General features: G+C 41.3%; 14 protein-coding genes and 1 pseudogene. 9 read left to right on the forward strand and 6 right to left on the reverse strand.

Features of this window, described 5'->3' with window-relative positions; translation table 11 throughout:
* The first annotated feature begins 139 nt into the window (after positions 1-139).
* Complete coding sequence (gene rpsD / locus ACM0OP_RS14555) at positions 140-748, forward strand: 30S ribosomal protein S4 (protein WP_414529138.1); 609 nt, start codon at positions 140-142, stop codon at positions 746-748.
* 511 nt (positions 749-1,259) lie between these two features.
* On the opposite strand, the gene moaA is transcribed toward rpsD, so the two are convergent.
* From moaA to kdpA, 4 genes are all read right to left on the reverse strand, one after another.
* Entirely contained in the window at positions 1,260-2,246 is a 987-nt protein-coding gene (gene moaA, locus ACM0OP_RS14560; RefSeq protein ID WP_414529139.1) for a GTP 3',8-cyclase MoaA, read from the reverse strand.
* Positions 2,247-2,312: 66 nt separating this feature from the next.
* Entirely contained in the window at positions 2,313-2,906 is a 594-nt protein-coding gene (gene kdpC, locus ACM0OP_RS14565; RefSeq protein WP_414529140.1) for a K(+)-transporting ATPase subunit C, read from the reverse strand.
* A 68-nt stretch (positions 2,907-2,974) separates the two neighbouring features.
* Positions 2,975-5,077 carry a potassium-transporting ATPase subunit KdpB gene (gene kdpB / locus ACM0OP_RS14570; protein WP_414529141.1) on the reverse strand — a complete coding sequence of 701 codons (2,103 nt, stop codon included), beginning with the start codon at positions 5,075-5,077 and terminating at the stop codon, positions 2,975-2,977.
* A 135-nt stretch (positions 5,078-5,212) separates the two neighbouring features.
* On the reverse strand, positions 5,213-6,898 hold the full coding sequence (gene kdpA, locus ACM0OP_RS14575; protein WP_414529142.1) for a potassium-transporting ATPase subunit KdpA: 1,686 nt from the start codon (positions 6,896-6,898) through the stop codon (positions 5,213-5,215).
* A gap of 862 nt (positions 6,899-7,760) precedes the next feature.
* Between kdpA and ACM0OP_RS14580 the strand changes: the two genes are divergently transcribed.
* The gene (locus ACM0OP_RS14580; protein WP_414529143.1) at positions 7,761-8,120 is read left to right on the forward strand and encodes a hypothetical protein; all 360 of its coding nucleotides are present in this window, start codon (positions 7,761-7,763) and stop codon (positions 8,118-8,120) included.
* A gap of 106 nt (positions 8,121-8,226) precedes the next feature.
* On the opposite strand, the gene priA is transcribed toward ACM0OP_RS14580, so the two are convergent.
* Positions 8,227-10,731, reverse strand: coding sequence for a primosomal protein N' (gene priA / locus ACM0OP_RS14585; RefSeq protein ID WP_414529151.1), 2,505 nt, complete (start codon positions 10,729-10,731; stop codon positions 8,227-8,229).
* A 791-nt stretch (positions 10,732-11,522) separates the two neighbouring features.
* Here priA and ACM0OP_RS14590 point away from each other — a divergent pair.
* The 7 genes from ACM0OP_RS14590 (at position 11,523) to ACM0OP_RS14620 (ending at position 17,086) form a co-directional block, all read left to right on the forward strand.
* A complete protein-coding gene (locus ACM0OP_RS14590; protein ID WP_414529144.1) occupies positions 11,523-12,692 on the forward strand; it encodes an RpoD/SigA family RNA polymerase sigma factor in 1,170 nt (389 codons plus the stop codon).
* A gap of 272 nt (positions 12,693-12,964) precedes the next feature.
* Positions 12,965-13,468, forward strand: coding sequence for a GNAT family N-acetyltransferase (locus ACM0OP_RS14595; protein WP_414529145.1), 504 nt, complete (start codon positions 12,965-12,967; stop codon positions 13,466-13,468).
* Between the two features lie 95 nt (positions 13,469-13,563).
* Complete coding sequence (gene petJ / locus ACM0OP_RS14600; RefSeq protein WP_414529146.1) at positions 13,564-13,896, forward strand: cytochrome c6 PetJ; 333 nt, start codon at positions 13,564-13,566, stop codon at positions 13,894-13,896.
* A 277-nt stretch (positions 13,897-14,173) separates the two neighbouring features.
* On the forward strand, positions 14,174-15,115 hold the full coding sequence (locus ACM0OP_RS14605; protein WP_414529147.1) for a tetratricopeptide repeat protein: 942 nt from the start codon (positions 14,174-14,176) through the stop codon (positions 15,113-15,115).
* A gap of 86 nt (positions 15,116-15,201) precedes the next feature.
* A complete protein-coding gene (locus ACM0OP_RS14610) occupies positions 15,202-16,116 on the forward strand; it encodes a magnesium transporter (protein ID WP_414529148.1) in 915 nt (304 codons plus the stop codon).
* Positions 16,117-16,199: 83 nt separating this feature from the next.
* Positions 16,200-16,535 (forward strand): cytochrome c6 PetJ, encoded by a 336-nt coding sequence (gene petJ, locus ACM0OP_RS14615; protein ID WP_414529149.1) that lies wholly within the window; start codon positions 16,200-16,202, stop codon positions 16,533-16,535.
* A 92-nt stretch (positions 16,536-16,627) separates the two neighbouring features.
* Positions 16,628-17,086, forward strand: coding sequence for a VOC family protein (locus ACM0OP_RS14620; protein ID WP_414529150.1), 459 nt, complete (start codon positions 16,628-16,630; stop codon positions 17,084-17,086).
* 108 nt (positions 17,087-17,194) lie between these two features.
* Here the strand turns inward: ACM0OP_RS14620 and ACM0OP_RS14625 are convergent.
* Positions 17,195-17,362: pseudogene (locus tag ACM0OP_RS14625) on the reverse strand (phenylpyruvate tautomerase MIF-related protein); the annotation flags it as partial.
* Between the last annotated feature and the right edge of the window lie 47 nt (positions 17,363-17,409).

A 17,409-nucleotide genomic window follows, 5' to 3' on the forward strand; every position in this document is an offset into this window, starting at 1 on the left:
ACAGAGAGTGGAACCCTTACAATTAAATGGTTTCAAGCCTGTTTGCTGTTCCCTGTTCCCTGTTCCCTGCTATATAATCAGGAAAGTGTCAAAATTGAATGTCTGATTAAAAGTTAACAGGATTAGATTAAGGAAACTCATGTCCCGATACAGAGGGCCACGCCTCAGAATTGTACGTCGCTTAGGCGAATTGCCAGGATTAAGTCGTAAAAGTGCTAGACGAGACTATCCACCAGGTCAACATGGTCAAAACCGCAAGAAGCGTACTGAATATGCAGTTCGTCTAGAAGAAAAACAAAAGCTGCGGATGAACTACGGTTTAACCGAAAAGCAACTGTTACGCTATGTGCGTAAAGCTAGACGGATTACTGGTTCTACCGGACAAGTGCTGCTACAACTACTAGAAATGCGCTTGGATAATACCGTTTTTCGCTTGGGTATGGCTCCTACCATCCCCGCAGCTCGCCAGCTAGTGAATCACGGTCACGTAACAGTTAATGGTAAGCGAGTTGATATCGCTAGTTACCAATGTCGTCCCGGTGAAGTGGTTGCAGTCAGAGACCGCGAAGCTTCTCGCAAGTTGGTAGAAGCCAATTTACAATATCCTGGTTTAGCTAATCTCCCCAGTCATCTGGAATTTGACAAAGCTAAGTTGACTGGTAAAGTTAACAGCGTCATTGAAAGAGAATGGGTAGCGTTACAAGTTAATGAACTGCTTGTGGTGGAATACTACTCACGTCAAGCCTAGTTACCGAAAAATTGTGATTTAAAGCCCCGCCCTTCTAGGGCGGCTTTTAGAGTATTATAACTTTAGCGGTAAAGCGCACAAATAAAAAACGAAGTAGGTCAAGCGGACGACTCCTGATCCGGAACCCTGGTAGTATAAATCCTAAATCTTGTACAAATGTGGGAGGAAAAACCAGAAATTAAACGCCTTTTCAAACGCGGTCGGGCAGTCCGTGTGTGCTTGTGGACGTATCCAAACGGGGAAATTGGAATACTTGTATTCGGGTTTCTAGTTCGGACGGATGAAGCAAGAATCCTCATCTCTTTAGAGTGAGGAGTGTCAATTAAGTATATACTTAACACCTGCCCCTTTCCTGACTCAGGAGAGGGGAGTTTTTTTATGGAGTGGGGATTGGGGACTGGGGACTGGGGACTGGGGACTGGATATTGGGTATTGTTGACAATCTTTTCCCCCACACCTCCCACACTTCCCACACCCCCCTGCTCCCTGCTCCCTGCCCCCCTGCCTCTTTTTACCCACCAATTTGGGACATGGTACGGGTGTAAAGACCTGTAGTTCCAGGGTCGCGCTCTTTAAAGTTAATTTCTGGCTTGATTGTTAATAACTGTCTAACTTGCTCTTGTATTTTTTTGGTGCTAATACCAGCACGCAGCGCAATTTTTAAATCAATTTGCCCAGTTTCATTGAGTAAACAGGGACGCAGCCAACCATCAGCAGACAAGCGCATCCGGTTACAGCGATCGCAAAAACATTCTGACATCTGACTAATAAATCCCACGGTTCCCTTTGCACCGGGAATTTGAAAAACATCAGCAGGCCCAGCACCACAAATCTGAGATTCTGTCAAGCCCCAGCGCTGGCGGATACGTTGGCGTAAGTCTTGGGAAGATATCCAACCGCGATCGCCAAATAAATCACCATTCCCAATGGGCATAAACTCAATAAACCTGACGTGCCAGTGCTTGTCAATTGTTAAAGCAGCTAAATCGAGGATTTCATGATCATTTACACCAGGAATCACCACTACATTTAGCTTCAGAGGGTCAAATCCTACGCTATGAGCCGCTTGAATCCCCTGCCAAATTTCTTGCCAACGAGAACGTCCATGATTACCGATAATTTGGTCAAATGTGTCTGAATTTAGAGAATCCAGGCTAATATTTATCCGCCGTAAACCAGCATCATAGAGTTTTTGAGCTTGGGGGGCTAATAAAAAGCCATTGGTAGTGATAGAAAGGTCTTGAGTTTGGGGTAATGATGCGATCGCCCCCACTAACTCTGCTACACCAGGACGCAGCAACGGTTCCCCACCAGTCAAGCGAAACCGGCTAAAACCCAAAGGCATAAATACCTCTAGAATCAGCCTCAGCAACTCCTCATTAGTTAATAATTCCTCCTTGAGGAGATAATCAAATTTTACCCCCTCTGGCATACAGTACCGACAACGAAAATTGCACCGATCAACAAGGCTAATTCGGAGATAGTCTACCTGATTCATGGTTTAGTTTCTTTCACCCTACCTAGCTCTTCCCCCCTACACCCTGCACCCTGCACCCCTGCTTCTTCACTGACGGTTAATATCTTGCAGATCAAGAGCATAATTCAATCGCAGCACATTCACTCCCGGCTCACCAAAAATCCACAGAAATTTTCTATCAGTATATATATTAATTAAACGTAATATTTCATTTTCTGAGATATCACGAGCGCGAGCCACTCGCGTTAACTGTTGGCCAGCTGCTCTCAAAGAAATATGTGGATCTAAACCAGAACCAGAAGCATAAATTAACTCAGCCAGGGGTTGAATATTTTCCTCTTGTAATTTACTTTCTTCGTCTAAAATGCGCTCTAGCAGTGCGGGATTACTAGGAGCCAGATTACTAGCACCTGATATACCAGTAGGGCTGGCCTGTTCTCCTTGGCTATATCTCACATGACTGGGACGAACGTGAAAATAAGCATCAGATGTAAAAGTCTGGCCAATTAAAGTAGAACCAATAGCTTGCGATTCTATATTAAACATCACACTACCATTAGCTTGAAATGGAAACAAAGCTTGACCCGTAACCAAGATTCCCAGAGGATAGATAATTGCCGTGATCAACCACAGCACCATAGTCATCCGAATAGCTGTAATAGTTTCTCGAATAAAAGTCATAAAAATTGCTATATTTCCTAAATATAATGTTGTATTTTCTGCTTGTATGGAATAGCAATTAACCAGGATCAAACTATCCCTGTCATGGCAATTAGTATATCTATTAATTTAATGGCGATCAACGGGACAACGACCCCACCGAAACCATAAATTAAAAGATGGCGTTGCAAAAGTTGATTAGCTGTCAAGGACTTTAACTGAACACCTCGCAAAGCCAAAGGAATAAAAGCTGGAATAATCAAAGCATTGTAAATCAGTGTCGATAATACAGCCGAATTAGTGCTAGACAAATTGATAATATTCAAACTTTGCAGATTAGCATCAGCAAAAATAAAGGGGAAAATTGCAAAATATTTGGGAATAATATTAGCGAGGGAAAAGATAGTCAAAACCCCACGGGTAATTAGTAATTGTTTACCAATACTCATGATATCAATCAGCTTTGTGGGATCAGAGTCCAAATCAATAATATTGGCGGCTTCTTTAGCAGCTTGAGTACCTGTATTCATGACCACGCTAACATTTGCTTTTGCTAGTGCAAGAGCATCGTTAGTACCGTCTCCCGTCATCGCTACTATTTGTCCTCCGGCTTGTTCTCTCTGAATAACACTGACTTTATCCTCTGGTGTAGCTTCAGCAATAAAGTTATTTACTCCAGCTTCTTGAGCAATTACAGAAGCAGTAATCTGGTTGTCGCCGGTGAGCATAATAGTATTAATACCCATTTGGCGTAGCTGGTGAAAACGCTCGCGGATACCGGGTTTAATAATATCTTTCAGATAAATCAGACCATAAATTTCGTTATCTAGACAAACTGCTAGGGGTGTACCTCCCTGTTGAGAAATTTTTTGATAAGCTGCATTCAGTTCTGACGGTTCCTGTCCATTGCGGAGACGGATAAATTCTCTAATTGCACTTACTGCTCCTTTCCGGGCTTCACGCCCCCCACCCAAGTTTGTACCACTCATTCGGGTAGTCTCGGAAAATTCCACCCCCACGGCTTGGTTAGGATCATAATCAAATCTGCCACCATAGCTTTGTGCCATGCGGATAATTGATTTTCCTTCCGGTGTATCATCAAAAACACTAGCAGTTAAAGCAATATGAGCCATTGCCTGTAATGAATAGCCATTCAGGGGAATAAATTCTTCTGCCAAGCGATTACCCAGGGTGATTGTGCCTGTTTTGTCGAGAATGAGGGTGTTAACATCGCCACAGGTTTCTATGGCTCTTCCAGAGGTGGCTATAATGTTAAATTGAGCAACTCTATCCATACCTGCAATGCCAATGGTACTTAATAATCCGCCGATGGTACTGGGAATTAATGCTACCAATAGGGCAATCAAAATGGGTACACTTACCGGAATATCGACATAGTAAGCAAAGATGGACAAGGTAGCCACAACTAACACACAGACTAAGCTCAAAACTGTGAGTAAGAATGTCAAAGTGACTTCGTTTGGTGTTTTGCGGCGTTGTTTTCCTTCTAATAAAACAATCATCTGATCAATAAACCCTTTATCGGGGTATGCTGTGATCCGAATAATCAGTTCATCAGAAAGAATCCGGGTACTACCGATAACCGAGCCGGCAACGTCTGAACCTGACTCTTTGAGGATAGGGACTGTTTCCCCGGTAATAGCGGATTCATCCACCGAAGCCACACCCATAATCACTTTACCATCAGCCGGAATCATATCCCCTGCTACTAAATAGATGGTGTCACCTGGTTTGAGAGTAGTGGAAAGCACTTCAGAAATTGTGCCATCGGCTGCCAGTTTTTTAACGATTGTCTCTGATTTGGTGGCGCGAAAGGTATCGGCTTGGGCTTTACCCCGTCCTTCGGCCAATGCTTCGGCAAAATTAGCCAGCCAAACAGTGAGAAATAAAATTCCTGTCAATAAGCCGTTAAAAATTTGGGGGTTATTTTCTGGGGCTGTCCCTAATAAGTTGGGAGCAATGGTGAATGGTAGGGTGATGAGTGTTCCCAACCAAACCAAAAACATGACTGGATTTTTAATTGCGTATCGGGGATGAAGTTTAACAAAAGCATCTTTGATGCTTCTGATATACAGTTTTGTATTGTTCATCTTAGCTTTTTTCAAGGCTGGGCGGCGATCGCCAGAACCAAAACGTGATGATTTACCTTGAGAAGTAGGTGCAACGTTCATTTTATCTAATGTGTGGGAAGAGAGGGGAGTGGGGAGTGGGGAGTGGGGAGTGTGGGGAGTGTGGGAGGTGTGGGGAGTAATGATTGGGTATTGGGTATTGCGGACTTTTCCCCCCTGCCCCCTGCACCCCTGCCTCTAATTACCGGCAGCTAATTGAAAACCTTCGGCAAGAGGGCCTAAAACTAATAGGGGAAAGAAAGCTAACATTCCCAAAATCACCACTAATCCAGCTGTGGCAGTGGTAAATAATAGAGAATCGGTTTTGAAACTGATGGGGGTAGCGCGGATTATTGGTTTACGAGACATACCATCAGCTAAGAGCAAAATAGCAATCATGGGAATGTAGCGCCCGGCAAACATACTGAAACAAGTGCTTAAATTCCACCATAGAGTTGTGCTATCTAATCCCTGTAAACCAGAACCATTGTTTGCACCGGCTGAAGCATACTCATAAACTACTTGGGAAATGCCGTGAAATCCAGGGTTAGTAATTCCAGATAAAACAAGAGGATAAGCCAATGTAATGGCACTGGGAATTAAAACCACAATGGGATAAATCAGCAGTACCACACTTGCAAGGATAATTTCTTGGCGTTCAATTTTACGTCCTAAAAATGCTGGCGTACCTCCCACTATTAACCCTGCCAAAAATACAGTCAAAATTAGATAAATAAATAGGTAAGCTGTGCCAATTCCCTGTCCTCCCCAAATCATTCGCAGAAATAAGTTAAATAAAGTTGCAAATAATCCTTTTGGCATTAAGGAATCATGCATCCCATTGACAGCACCGGAGGCGGTAGCAGTAGTTATCACTGCCCAAAGTGCTGTTTGGATTGCACCGAAGCGAATTTCTTTACCCTCTAAATTCGGCTGTTCTAATCCCAATGTGCTATTGACTAGCAGATTACCTTCTTGTTCTGCCCCCACTGCTATGGAAATCAGAATGACAAAGACTATAAATACCATCCAGAACAACAGCCAAGACTGTTTGAGATTTTTAGCAAATATGCCGTAGGTGTAAATTAAGGATGCGGGAATGGCAGTCATGGCGATGATTTCGATTAAATTAGTCGCACCGTTAGGATTTTCGTAGGGGTGGGCTGAGTTAACGCCAAAAAAACCGCCGCCGTTATCACCCAACATTTTAATCATCTCAAAGGAGGCAACAGGCCCTCTAGCAATATATTGTGTCCTGCCCTCTAAGGTTTGTACTACCAGGGTTCCATCTAATGTTTGTGGGACACCGCAGAAAACTAAGGCGATCGCCCCTATGATCGATATGGGTAGTAATATTCTCGTAATGCCACGGGTTAAATCAACATAAAAGTTACCCAGTTTTCTCCCTGTCAAACCCCGAATAAAAGCAATTCCTACCGCTAAACCTGTGCCGGCTGAGGTGAACATCAAAAACCCTAAAGCTGCTACCTGGCTAAAATAGCTCAAGGTGGTTTCCCCAGAGTAATGTTGCTGTCCGGTATTAGTGATATATGAAACAACTGTGTGCAGCAATATATCCCAACTAGGGGCATCAAAACCATTGGGATTCCACGGTAGTAATTTCTGATAAAAGATTAGCAGGTATACTGAAATACCCATAATCAGGTTACTGTACATTACTGCCCGAATATATTGCCAACCTGTGAAATTTTCTTTACTACGAATACCCGCTAAGACAAAGAAACTACGCTCTATAGGGTTCATTAACAGGTCAAGTATTGTGCTTTCTTCCAAGAAAACACGCGCCATGTATCTTCCCAAAATTGGCACGATTGCTATAACAATACACAGCGTTAAAGCGATTTGCAAAAAACCTTGTCCCATCTATTTAGCACTCAATTCAAGTTTAATGATAGATTTTACACATATTAAACAAATTACTCGGCGATTAGATTACGAGCAGTTCGGTAATGTTTCTTATATATAACCTCAATCGATTTGTTTTTTGCAGTTACTACTATTTTTCATATTCTTTCTCAAGTTTCAGTCAAAAATACTGAAAATTTACGCTAATACCACTTGTTAATATGACTTGGTTATACAATAACTTCCGGAAGTTTGCTAATGGCAAATACATACTAAAGTAGGATAAATTTATTACATGATATCCAAAACTGTATAGATTTACACTAAATTTTATCCATTCGTAAACTCAAATGAAAGTTAGCTAAAAATTATATGGCATATTCAGCCTTGTGCGTAAGCATCTTGGGTAAAAAGTTTGTCAGGTTTTTCACTACTTTGATATTTATTTCTTAGTCAGGCTATAGATTACCCCAAAGGGTGTAGGGTGATAAGAGCCATCGGTACAGGAAGCAGGATTGTAAATTCCTCATCACTATTCCTTGTTCCTTAATCACTAATGTTAACTTATATGGATGAATTGCTAAGGAAATATGAGGAAAATTAGCAATAAGATATTGTCGATTATATAAACTTTATTAAGGGGTGAACGGACGTTAATTTAAAACGTCATGTTGTCTGGCGTAACTGATAGGCTGAATTTGATAATTAGGTAATTATCTTAAAATATAGCAACGGACATATTGGTTAGGACATCATAATTGTTGTTTTAAGTGAACAGGGAACAGGGAACAGGGAACAGGAAATGTCCTAACTACCTTGGCGGTTGCTATAATTCAGCTTCTTTGAGATTTTTACTCTTTTGAATAATGCCAGAGTTACTATGTATCAACCATATTTATCTCCCGATGATTTACCATCTACTAAAACAATGCAAATGAGTGGCCTTTGGCTAACTCAACTAGAGGAAGCTACTAAAAAAAGCTTTTTCTTGGGATGTAAGCGGAATGTACGGATTTTGTTATCCAATTGTCACTGGTACTTTAAGGTAAATAGCGGTATTCTGATGTTAGTTTTGGTCTGTCATGATATCAAAAACTATCAGCATATTATGACGACTATTCCTTATTTAGCCAATAAGTTAAAACAATTTTCTAACCAAGCCAAAATTAGTGTCAGTTCTCCAGTAAATGAAGGTATACCGTGGATGGTTAATATTAATGAGGTATGGACTGGGGACTAGGGATTGGGGATTGGGGACTGGGGACTGGGGACTGGGGACACTTCGGCTACTTGTATTGAGCGGAGTCGAAATACGCTCAGTGCAAAAAGCTAGGTACTGTAAATTTTCACATGATGTTTATTGGGTCTACATCGAGAGTTAAACTCACAGAATCAGGACAAAGCGATCGCACTGAATCCCAATCAGGTAAATTTGGTAAAGTCGCGGGATCAAACTTCAGCAATATTTGCCAACGATAACGGTTAGCTACCCGCACTATATTAGCTGGGGCTGGGCCGAGAATATCAAATCCTTGATGAGAACTTAAAGCTGTGGCGATGATTTGGGCTGTGTTTTGCACTTGGATGGGATCTAAACTACTCAAGCGCAATAAAATTAACCTTCCATAGGGGGGATAATTCAATGCTTGGCGTTCTTCTAATTCAGTTTGGGAAAAAGACTGATAATTATGTTGTTTTACCGCCCCGATAACGGGATGTTCTGGGGTGTAAGTTTGCATAATTACTCTACCGGGATCATCCCCTCTCCCCGCACGTCCAGCTACTTGAGTTAAGGTTTGAAATGCCCGTTCACTGGCGCGATAATCTGATAAATGTAGTAAACCATCAGCAGAAACTACACCCACAAGTGTGACTTGGGGTAAGTCTAAACCTTTGGTAATCATTTGTGTTCCTAGTAATAAATGGGCTTCTCCTTTAGCAAATTGAGTTAGTAGGTGACGGTGTGCGCCTTTGTTGCGGGTGGTATCACTATCGAAACGAATATAACTCAACTGGGGAAACTGTTTTGCTAGTTCTTGGGCGACGCGCTGAGTCCCACTACCAAAGAATTTTAGGTAAGGGGAACCGCATTCGGGGCATTGTGGGGGATGAGATCGCGTATAGTTACAGTAATGACAGCGTAGTAATTGCGGCGCTCCTTCTTCAGTCTGGTGATAGGATAGCGACACATCACAATGAGGACATTCCATTACATAGCCACAACTGCGACAGGAGACAAAGGTACTGTGTCCCCGACGATGGATAAATAAAATTCCCTGTTGTTGCTTCTCTTCTAATTGATGCAACGCTGCTTGTAGTGACCTACTAAATATAGAACGGTTTCCCTGCTGTAACTCTAAACGCATATCGATTAACTCCACTGGTGGTAATGGGCGGGAGTTGATCCGTTCGGGGAGCGAAAGGTAGTAGGAGTGGGGAGTTGGGAGTTGGGAGTTGGTGATATTTACCCAACTTTCTAAGGAAGGGGTGGCGGAACCGAGAATTAACGGACAATTTTCTAATTCGGCTCGCCATTGGGCGACGGTGCGGGCGTGGTAGGTGGGGATGGGCGAGTCTTGTTTAAAGCTGCTGTCGTGTTCTTCGTCTAAGATGATTAAACCTAAGTTGGGTAATGGGGCGAAAATGGCGCTGCGAGTTCCGATGACTATTTGGGGTTCCCCGGTGAGCATTTGTCGCCAAGTATCATACCGTTCTCCTTCGGAAAGGGCGCTGTGATAAACGCTGACTTTACCGCCGAAACGAGCGCGGAAACGGTCTGTTAGCTGGGGGGTGAGGCCAATTTCGGGAACTAGAACTAGGGCGGATTTTCCTTGGTTAATTAGAGGTGCGATCGCCTGTAAATATACCTCTGTTTTGCCTGAACCTGTAATCCCATGTAACAAGACTTGAGCAAATTCCTTTAGCCCTTCTATAGTTGTTAAGGCATTTGCTTGGTGAATATTTAAAGTTTTGGGTAAATCTGCAATTAATGCTACACCCTGTTCTGTGCGCAATACTTCTTTGTCTTCAATGACAATGTAACCTTTTTGTGCCATCGTCTTCAGGGTAGAAGAACTAGCATGACAAATTTGCAGTAATTCAGTCTGCCATAATTCTCCCCCCCGTCGTCGCAATACTTCTAAAATTTCTCGTTGACGAGTTGTTAAATTACCATCAATGGAACCAATCAAGGTGACAGCTTTTTGTAACTTGGGGCGATTCAGTCGCGGTGGTTCTAAGTAACTTTCTACTAACCCAAATCGCAACAATTCCCGTACACCTTTATAGGCTGTTTTGACTTTTTGTTGCAAATAAACAAAGCTATAATCTCCTGCTGCTTGACTTTGCAACAGGTTTAAAACTTGTTGGGCTGGGGGACTGAGAAAAGTTAAAGCTGAGGAAATTTGTTGTTGAATTTCTGCATCTGAAATCAAGCGAATACGACGTTGAGAGCGACCTAATAACCCCGGTGGTAGTGCTACGCGGATCACTTGAATTAAAGGTGTATAGTAATATGCAGCAACTCGATTTAGTAATTCCCAATAGCTACTGGGGAAGAAGCCTTCGCTGACTATATCGTCTACTTCCTTAATTTTTTCTGGTGGTAAATCAATATTTGGTGCTGTTAATAAACGAATGGCGATCGCACCCAGTGTTTGCGTCCCAAAGGGTACACTTAAAATATCACCAGGTTTGATTTTTAACTGACTTGGTAATCTATAGGTAAATAATCCCGTGCTTCCTGGATAATCAACCAGCACTTCAATCCAGCCCTTTCCACTGTCAGAGTGGTAACTTTCTCCAGCTTCAGCCACCAGCAAATTCGGTAATTCTAGGCTATTTTTATACATATCTTGGTAACTTTGTAGAGGAATCTTTTTATTGCTTTTACTTAGTTGTTCAGAGTTCACTTAGCTTCATCAAATATTTTTATTTTTTGGAGGTAAAATGTAATTGATAATACTTTTATTCCACATAATACTTGATAAGTTTCCTTTTATGTAATTTACTAGACATTTTTGTCTCAACAAGACATGGCATAAATATTTAAAGTCCGTTATAAAAAATTCAGTTATCTTTCCTGAGATGTCTAAAATAGTCTGACTAATTACTAAATAGGACATAAACTTTTTCAGCCCCTTGATAGATATTCAACCCTTTGTGTATATGAGATGCTTTTATACAAATAAATTATTTCAGAAAAATAGACTAGTCAAGCCGTGTCCTTTAGAAAGCTTTATAAAATAAGCCCCGATACCAAAGCCAGACTATAATTTCTGTAATAATTTCTTACCGATCAAGCTTAAAAACTTATGTAACTGATAAAAGATTTAAGCTAGGGGGTATTTACTTGAGTTTTTTATATTTGTTAAGCTGGATAAAGGTTAAAGGTATTTGACAGATTTGGGTATTAAGAAAAAAATAAGGAATATCTCTGTTGGAACCTGAGAAGATAGTTTTTGGGTGCAAAAACCAGTATTTGTTAGAGGTTCTATCTAACAGGAGCCAAAAAATGACAGCGAGGGCATGATTTTCACTAATGAATAAGCAATTAGCAAAAAAATGTATTTTTCTGAAGCAAGGGTGCATTTGTTTCTTAGGGAAAACTACCAAGCTTCTAGGAAGTGGCTGTCACTAAATTATGTACCAAACAAAGCAAAAATCCCTAAAGGAAACTATGAACATTGCTGAATTGGGAACAATGGAAATACTGGAGACCACCGTTGAGCATGAAGAAGAATCGCTGGAAATTCTAGAACCAGTAGTAGAGTCAGAACCCCTGATCATCGAAAATCTAGAATCAGACGAACGTGATGGCGATCAGATGGCGGCAGCGCGGCCTTCCGGATACAATAAAACCGAGCATGATGATGCTGTTGGTGCATTTTTTAAGGAAATGGCGCGTTATCCGTTGTTAAAACCCGAAGAAGAGGTTGAATTAGCACGGCGAGTCAGGTTTCTAGAGGAAGTTAGGGAAATACAAGCTGCTTTGGAATTAGAACTGGGACAGCCAGTGAATAAGGTACAAGTAGCTGCACAGCTAGAAATGACCGAAAAGCAATTAGAAAGCCGCCTATATCAAGGTAGAGTAGCCAAACGGAAAATGATTCGCTCTAACCTGAGATTGGTGGTGTCAATTGCTAAAAGATACCTAAATAGGGGCGTACCTTTTCTGGATTTAATCCAAGAAGGCGCAATGGGTTTAAACCGCGCCACAGAAAAATTTGATCCTGATAAAGGTTATAAGTTTTCTACTTACGCTTACTGGTGGATTAGACAAGCAATTACGCGGGCGATCGCCAACGATGCGCGTACTATCCGTTTACCCATCCACATTGTTGAAAAACTCAACAAACTCAAAAAAGCCCAAAGGGAACTCAAGCAAAAACTCTGTCGCAATCCCAACGAAGCGGAAATGGCGGAAGCTTTGGAAATTAGCGTCCCACAACTGCGCCAATTGCAACAACTCAGGCGACAAGCACTGTCTCTCAACCACCGTGTAGGTAAAGAAGAAGACACAGAACTCATGGATTTGCTAGAAGATGAGGATAACTTATCTCCTGAAGCAAAAATGAATGAAAACATGATGCGCCAGGAAATCTGGGATGTCTTGGGAGATGTGCTAACCCCAAGAGAAAAAGACGTAATTTCTTTGCGCTACGGTTTAACCACCAGTGAACCCTGCACCTTAGAAGAAGTCGGTAATATGTTTAATTTATCTCGTGAACGAGTCCGACAAATTCAAAGTAAAGCTATGCGGAAACTGCGCCGTCCTCATATCGCCAAGCGCTTAAAGGGATGGTTAATTTAATTTGTAATTTGTAATTCGTAATGCCTCTTTTCCTGCGGAACGCTACGCGAACAGAGGAGCTTCGCTAACGTAATTCGTAATTCGTAAACGGATAAATTCGGCGACTTGTGACTAGATTGCAGGAATAGAGGGGAGGGGACAATAATTTTCGAGTTTTTGCTTTTTTCCCAGTCCCCAGTCCCCAGTCCCCAATCCCTAGTCCCCAGCTATATTAGTCAAAAGTTTTACAATTGACTATAAACTATGGACTGTGGATCATGGATAATGGACTAATGACTTCTAGTAGCGATTTAATTTTACGTTTGGCTGAACCAGCTGATAGCAACGTACTGTTTGATTTAATTAAGGGTCTGGCGGAGTACGAAAAATTATCTCATGCCGTAACTGGGAATGCTTTGGATCTCCAGGAGCATTTGTTTGGCTCACCAAAGTATCTTGAGGCAATATTAGCAGAGTATGCAGGGCAAGCGGTGGGCTTTGCCCTGTTTTTTCATAATTATTCCACCTTCTTAACAAAACCAGGCATTTATTTAGAAGATTTGTTTGTATTACCAGAATATCGCCGTCAAGGTATTGGTAAAGCTCTTTTATCTAAATTAGCCCAAATAGCTCTAGAGCGCAATTGTGGACGCTTAGAGTGGAGTGTATTGGATTGGAATGAGTCTGCACAGGCATTCTATCGGAGTATGGGGGCGGCTATTCTAAACGATTGGCGAATTTGTCGGGTTACAGAAGACGAAATGGAGCAATTGGCAAATAGAACTTCACAAAATTAAGTTTGACAGCTTGTCTTTTGACTTGGGGAATTAATTTAACGGAAAATAATCAATGGTATTAAACCCAATCAGCCGTTTTGCAGAGAGAACACGAAATGAAAAGAATTATTTCCCTGCTACTTTTAGGCATAACTATCTTCACCTTTGCCTTTAGTAGTCCAGCCTTCGCAACAGATGCAGTGAATGGAGCGAAAATATTTAGTGCTAATTGCGCTGCTTGTCATGCGGGGGGTAAAAATCTGGTTCAAGCTAACAAAACTTTGAAGAAGGACGCTTTAGAAAAGTACGGTATGTACTCATCTGAGGCAATTATTTCTCAAGTGACAAATGGTAAAAATGCTATGCCTGCCTTTAAAGGTCGCTTAAAACCAGAACAAATTGATGATGTTTCTGCTTATGTACTATCACAAGCAGATAAAGGCTGGTAGTACCGCAGGGCAGAAGTCAAAAATCAAAGGTCAAAAGTCAGAATTTTATTGGCTTTTCATTGATTTTAAGGGTTGCACTTTTTACGCCCTGCTGTATTAGTTAATTTCTTGGAAGAATGAAATAAGAGACATATCTCAATTACTCTGGTAAATGCCAAGTAGCATCAAAAGTTCGTAAAATTAATTTGGGCTTCTGCTAACAGTTAGAAAATTAACCGTTAGTAGGGCTTTTTTATTATTAAATTTACTACTGCTGAAATTGTCAAAGAGGATGATTATGACTTATTTCTGGCGATTATTTCTCAGTTTAGTGCTGGTTTTACTACTAAATTTTTCCAGCAATGCTGCATATTCTTTACCTATGATTAATACCCAAATCACAGCAAATGACTTTTTAAGTTTGGGTGTACATAATATGCAGAGTGGGAATTATCAACAGGATCTGGAGAATTTTAACCAAGCACTGGAATTTCAATCAGATTTGGCTTTAGCTGATGGCGATCGCTGTTTAGCTGACCTAGAATTACAAGATTACCACGCAGCAGTTACAGATTGTAATCAAGCCATAAATTTAGCCCCACATAACTTTGAAGCGTATTTGAATCGGGGTTTAGCACAATACAGACAAGGTAATGATTCAGCCGCCATTGCTGATTATAACTATGCGATCGCACTTCATCCGATTGATTTTCGAGCTTACTACAACCGAGGTTTAGCTCATGCAGGTGTGGGAAATTATCCCCAGGCGATCGCTGACTACAATTTAGCTTTAACTCAAATTCCCCCAACCACAAGTTCATGGCTGGCGGATATCTACAACGACAGAGGTTTAGCCCACTTATTCTTACAAAACTTTCCAGCCGCTATCCTAGACTTTAATCGGGCTATTCGCCAAAATCCCCAGGATGATAGAGCTTATTTTAATCGTGGTTGTGCTGATGGTAGAAATAACGATCATGTCAGTGCAATTCACAATTTTTCCCAAGTAATCAAACTTGATCCTAGTCATGCTCCAGCTTATTTGAATCGGGGAATCGCGGAATATAGTTTAGGCTATCATCAAAAGGCGATCGCTGATCTGAAACAGGCATCTGATTACTTTAAAAACCAAGGAAAAAACATTGAACATCAAAAAACTTTAGATTTAATCCATAATCTAGGGCGAGAACTCCAATTTGTGACCGAAATTGCTCTATTCTCAAATTTATACCTATTGTAAGAAATATTTAATTACCCTCAAATTTAGTGTTCATACTCGTTATCATTATGAGTAGTGAAAAGGAAAGCGAGTAATCATCCCACACTATGTATGACTCATCTATAGACTCCTGTGAAGCGGTGGAAACTAGCGAAGAGTCTGCACCGTTATCATTGCAAATACCAGTGAATATCCAGGAGACTAAAGAAATATTAGGTGATAGTCAACCAGCTGACATCGCCACAGCTATCAGTGAACTTCCTTGTGGTTGGCAGGCTGAAGCCTTTTATAAGTTACCAAGACATCAGGCGATCGCAGTTTACCAAACTTTGAATAGCAGCGTCCAACAGCAGCTGAGAGAAGATTTTCAACAAAAAGATGATTTAAACCTTACCCAGGAATTGTCGCCTCACGAGCGCACACAATTATTTGACTTGCTGTATATACCTGAAACTGCACAGGATAGCGACTCAGAAGACAATGAAGATAAAGAGAATAACCCGTTAGCAATTGTCAAACGGCGATTAGGTTGGTTATTTATTCTGTTGCTGGCTAGTAGTAGCACCACAGCAGTAATTAAAAGTCAAGAACATATTCTGCAACAAGTCGTTGTGTTGGCTAGCTTTATCCCCCTACTCATTGCTTATGGTGGTAACGTCAGTACCCAAACAGCCACAGTTGTAGTCCGGGCCCTTTCCCAAAAAACTCACTTAAAAACTCTGATTACCCAAGTGCTTTACCGAGAAATGGTTTCTGGTGTAATTCTAGGGGTAATTTTAGGCATATTGGTGACAGGGGAAGCAATGTTATTACAAAATAATCCCATGATTGCATTAGTAATTGGGGTGAGCTTATTTACCATTTCTGTGTTAGCCAGTTTCTGTGGTGCAATGTTGCCATTTTTTTTCCAGGTTCTGGGATTTGATCCCGCCTTAATGTCCGCTCCTTTAGGCGCTACCCTAGTAGATGTAGTCGGAATCCTGATTTACTTACAAATAGCCCGGTTAATTTTACATATTTAACCCGAAACCCACTTCCCGTTCTTACTGAGCGGGTTGGGGTTAAAATAGCTATAGCAAAGGCAATCATGGTCAGGAGTCATTGAGTGCAAAAACTACTGATATTGTTATTAGTGACAGTATTCCTATTAATCAATAATTTTACTTCCCCGGCGATCGCAGCAGACATAAATCAAGGCGCAGAAATTTTTAGCCTGCAATGTGCCGGGTGTCATATCAACGGCGGTAACATTATCCGCAGGGGTAAAAACTTAAAAAAACCAGCCCTAGAAAAATATGGGATGAATACCATAGAAGCAATCACAGGTATCATTACCAATGGTAAAAATAATATGTCAGCCTACAAAGATCGCCTAACTCCAGAGCAAATACAACAAGTTGCAGCTTACGTACTCCAACAAGCAGAAACAGGTTGGCATTAATTCTATATCTCGCAAGTCACAGGATTTATTTGATTGGTCACTGCGGCGACGAATATCGGCGATAATCATCACAAACAGGAGCAGTTTCGCGTATGCAACCTAGCACAACCCCCCAAACTAGACTAGTAGCCGGAAATCTACGTTGTATCCATCATATTGCTCTCAACGTTAAAGATATGCAAGCCTCTAAGCACTTTTACGGTAAGATTTTAGGTTTGCATGAACTCACAGGGGAACAAGTACCAGCCACTTTAACAGAACTTGTAGCTACAGGGAAAGTCGCCAACTTTGTTACCCCCGATGGGACGATTTTAGATTTATTTTGGGAACCGGAATTATCACCACCAAATCCCAATCCAGAAAAGACATTTACCAGAGCATACCATCTCGCCTTTGATATCGATCCGCGATTCTTTGAAACAGCCTTGACAGTCCTCAGAGAGAATCGAGTGGCGATCGCCCACGGACCAGTTACCCGACCTACAGGCCAAGGTGTATACTTTTATGACCCCGATGGTTTTATGCTAGAAATTCGTTGCAATCCAGAATAACACCACTTGGCATTGCTGAAAACAAGTTTCAACCTTGATTTCCGGCTCAACCTATTAACCACCTTGACCGAGAAACAGCCTCACTACAACAAGTATCGCACCAATTAATTAACCAAAAGTTGAACCATTCCAACCCCACATAGTAGCTTTAGCATCGGCAAATTCGATATAAATCCGATTTTCAGGTACACCTAAACTTTGGTTAATTTCTTGACAAAATTCCTGACTCATCGCTTTAGTTTGGTCTGGCTTCATTGTGCCAATACTTTTAATTTCAGTCTAGTAGATTAATAGTGGTGACTGACTGAAATAATATAATGCAA

It is taken from the genome of Nodularia chucula CCY0103, assembly GCF_963923915.1.
Lineage (GTDB): Bacteria > Cyanobacteriota > Cyanobacteriia > Cyanobacteriales > Nostocaceae > Nodularia > Nodularia chucula.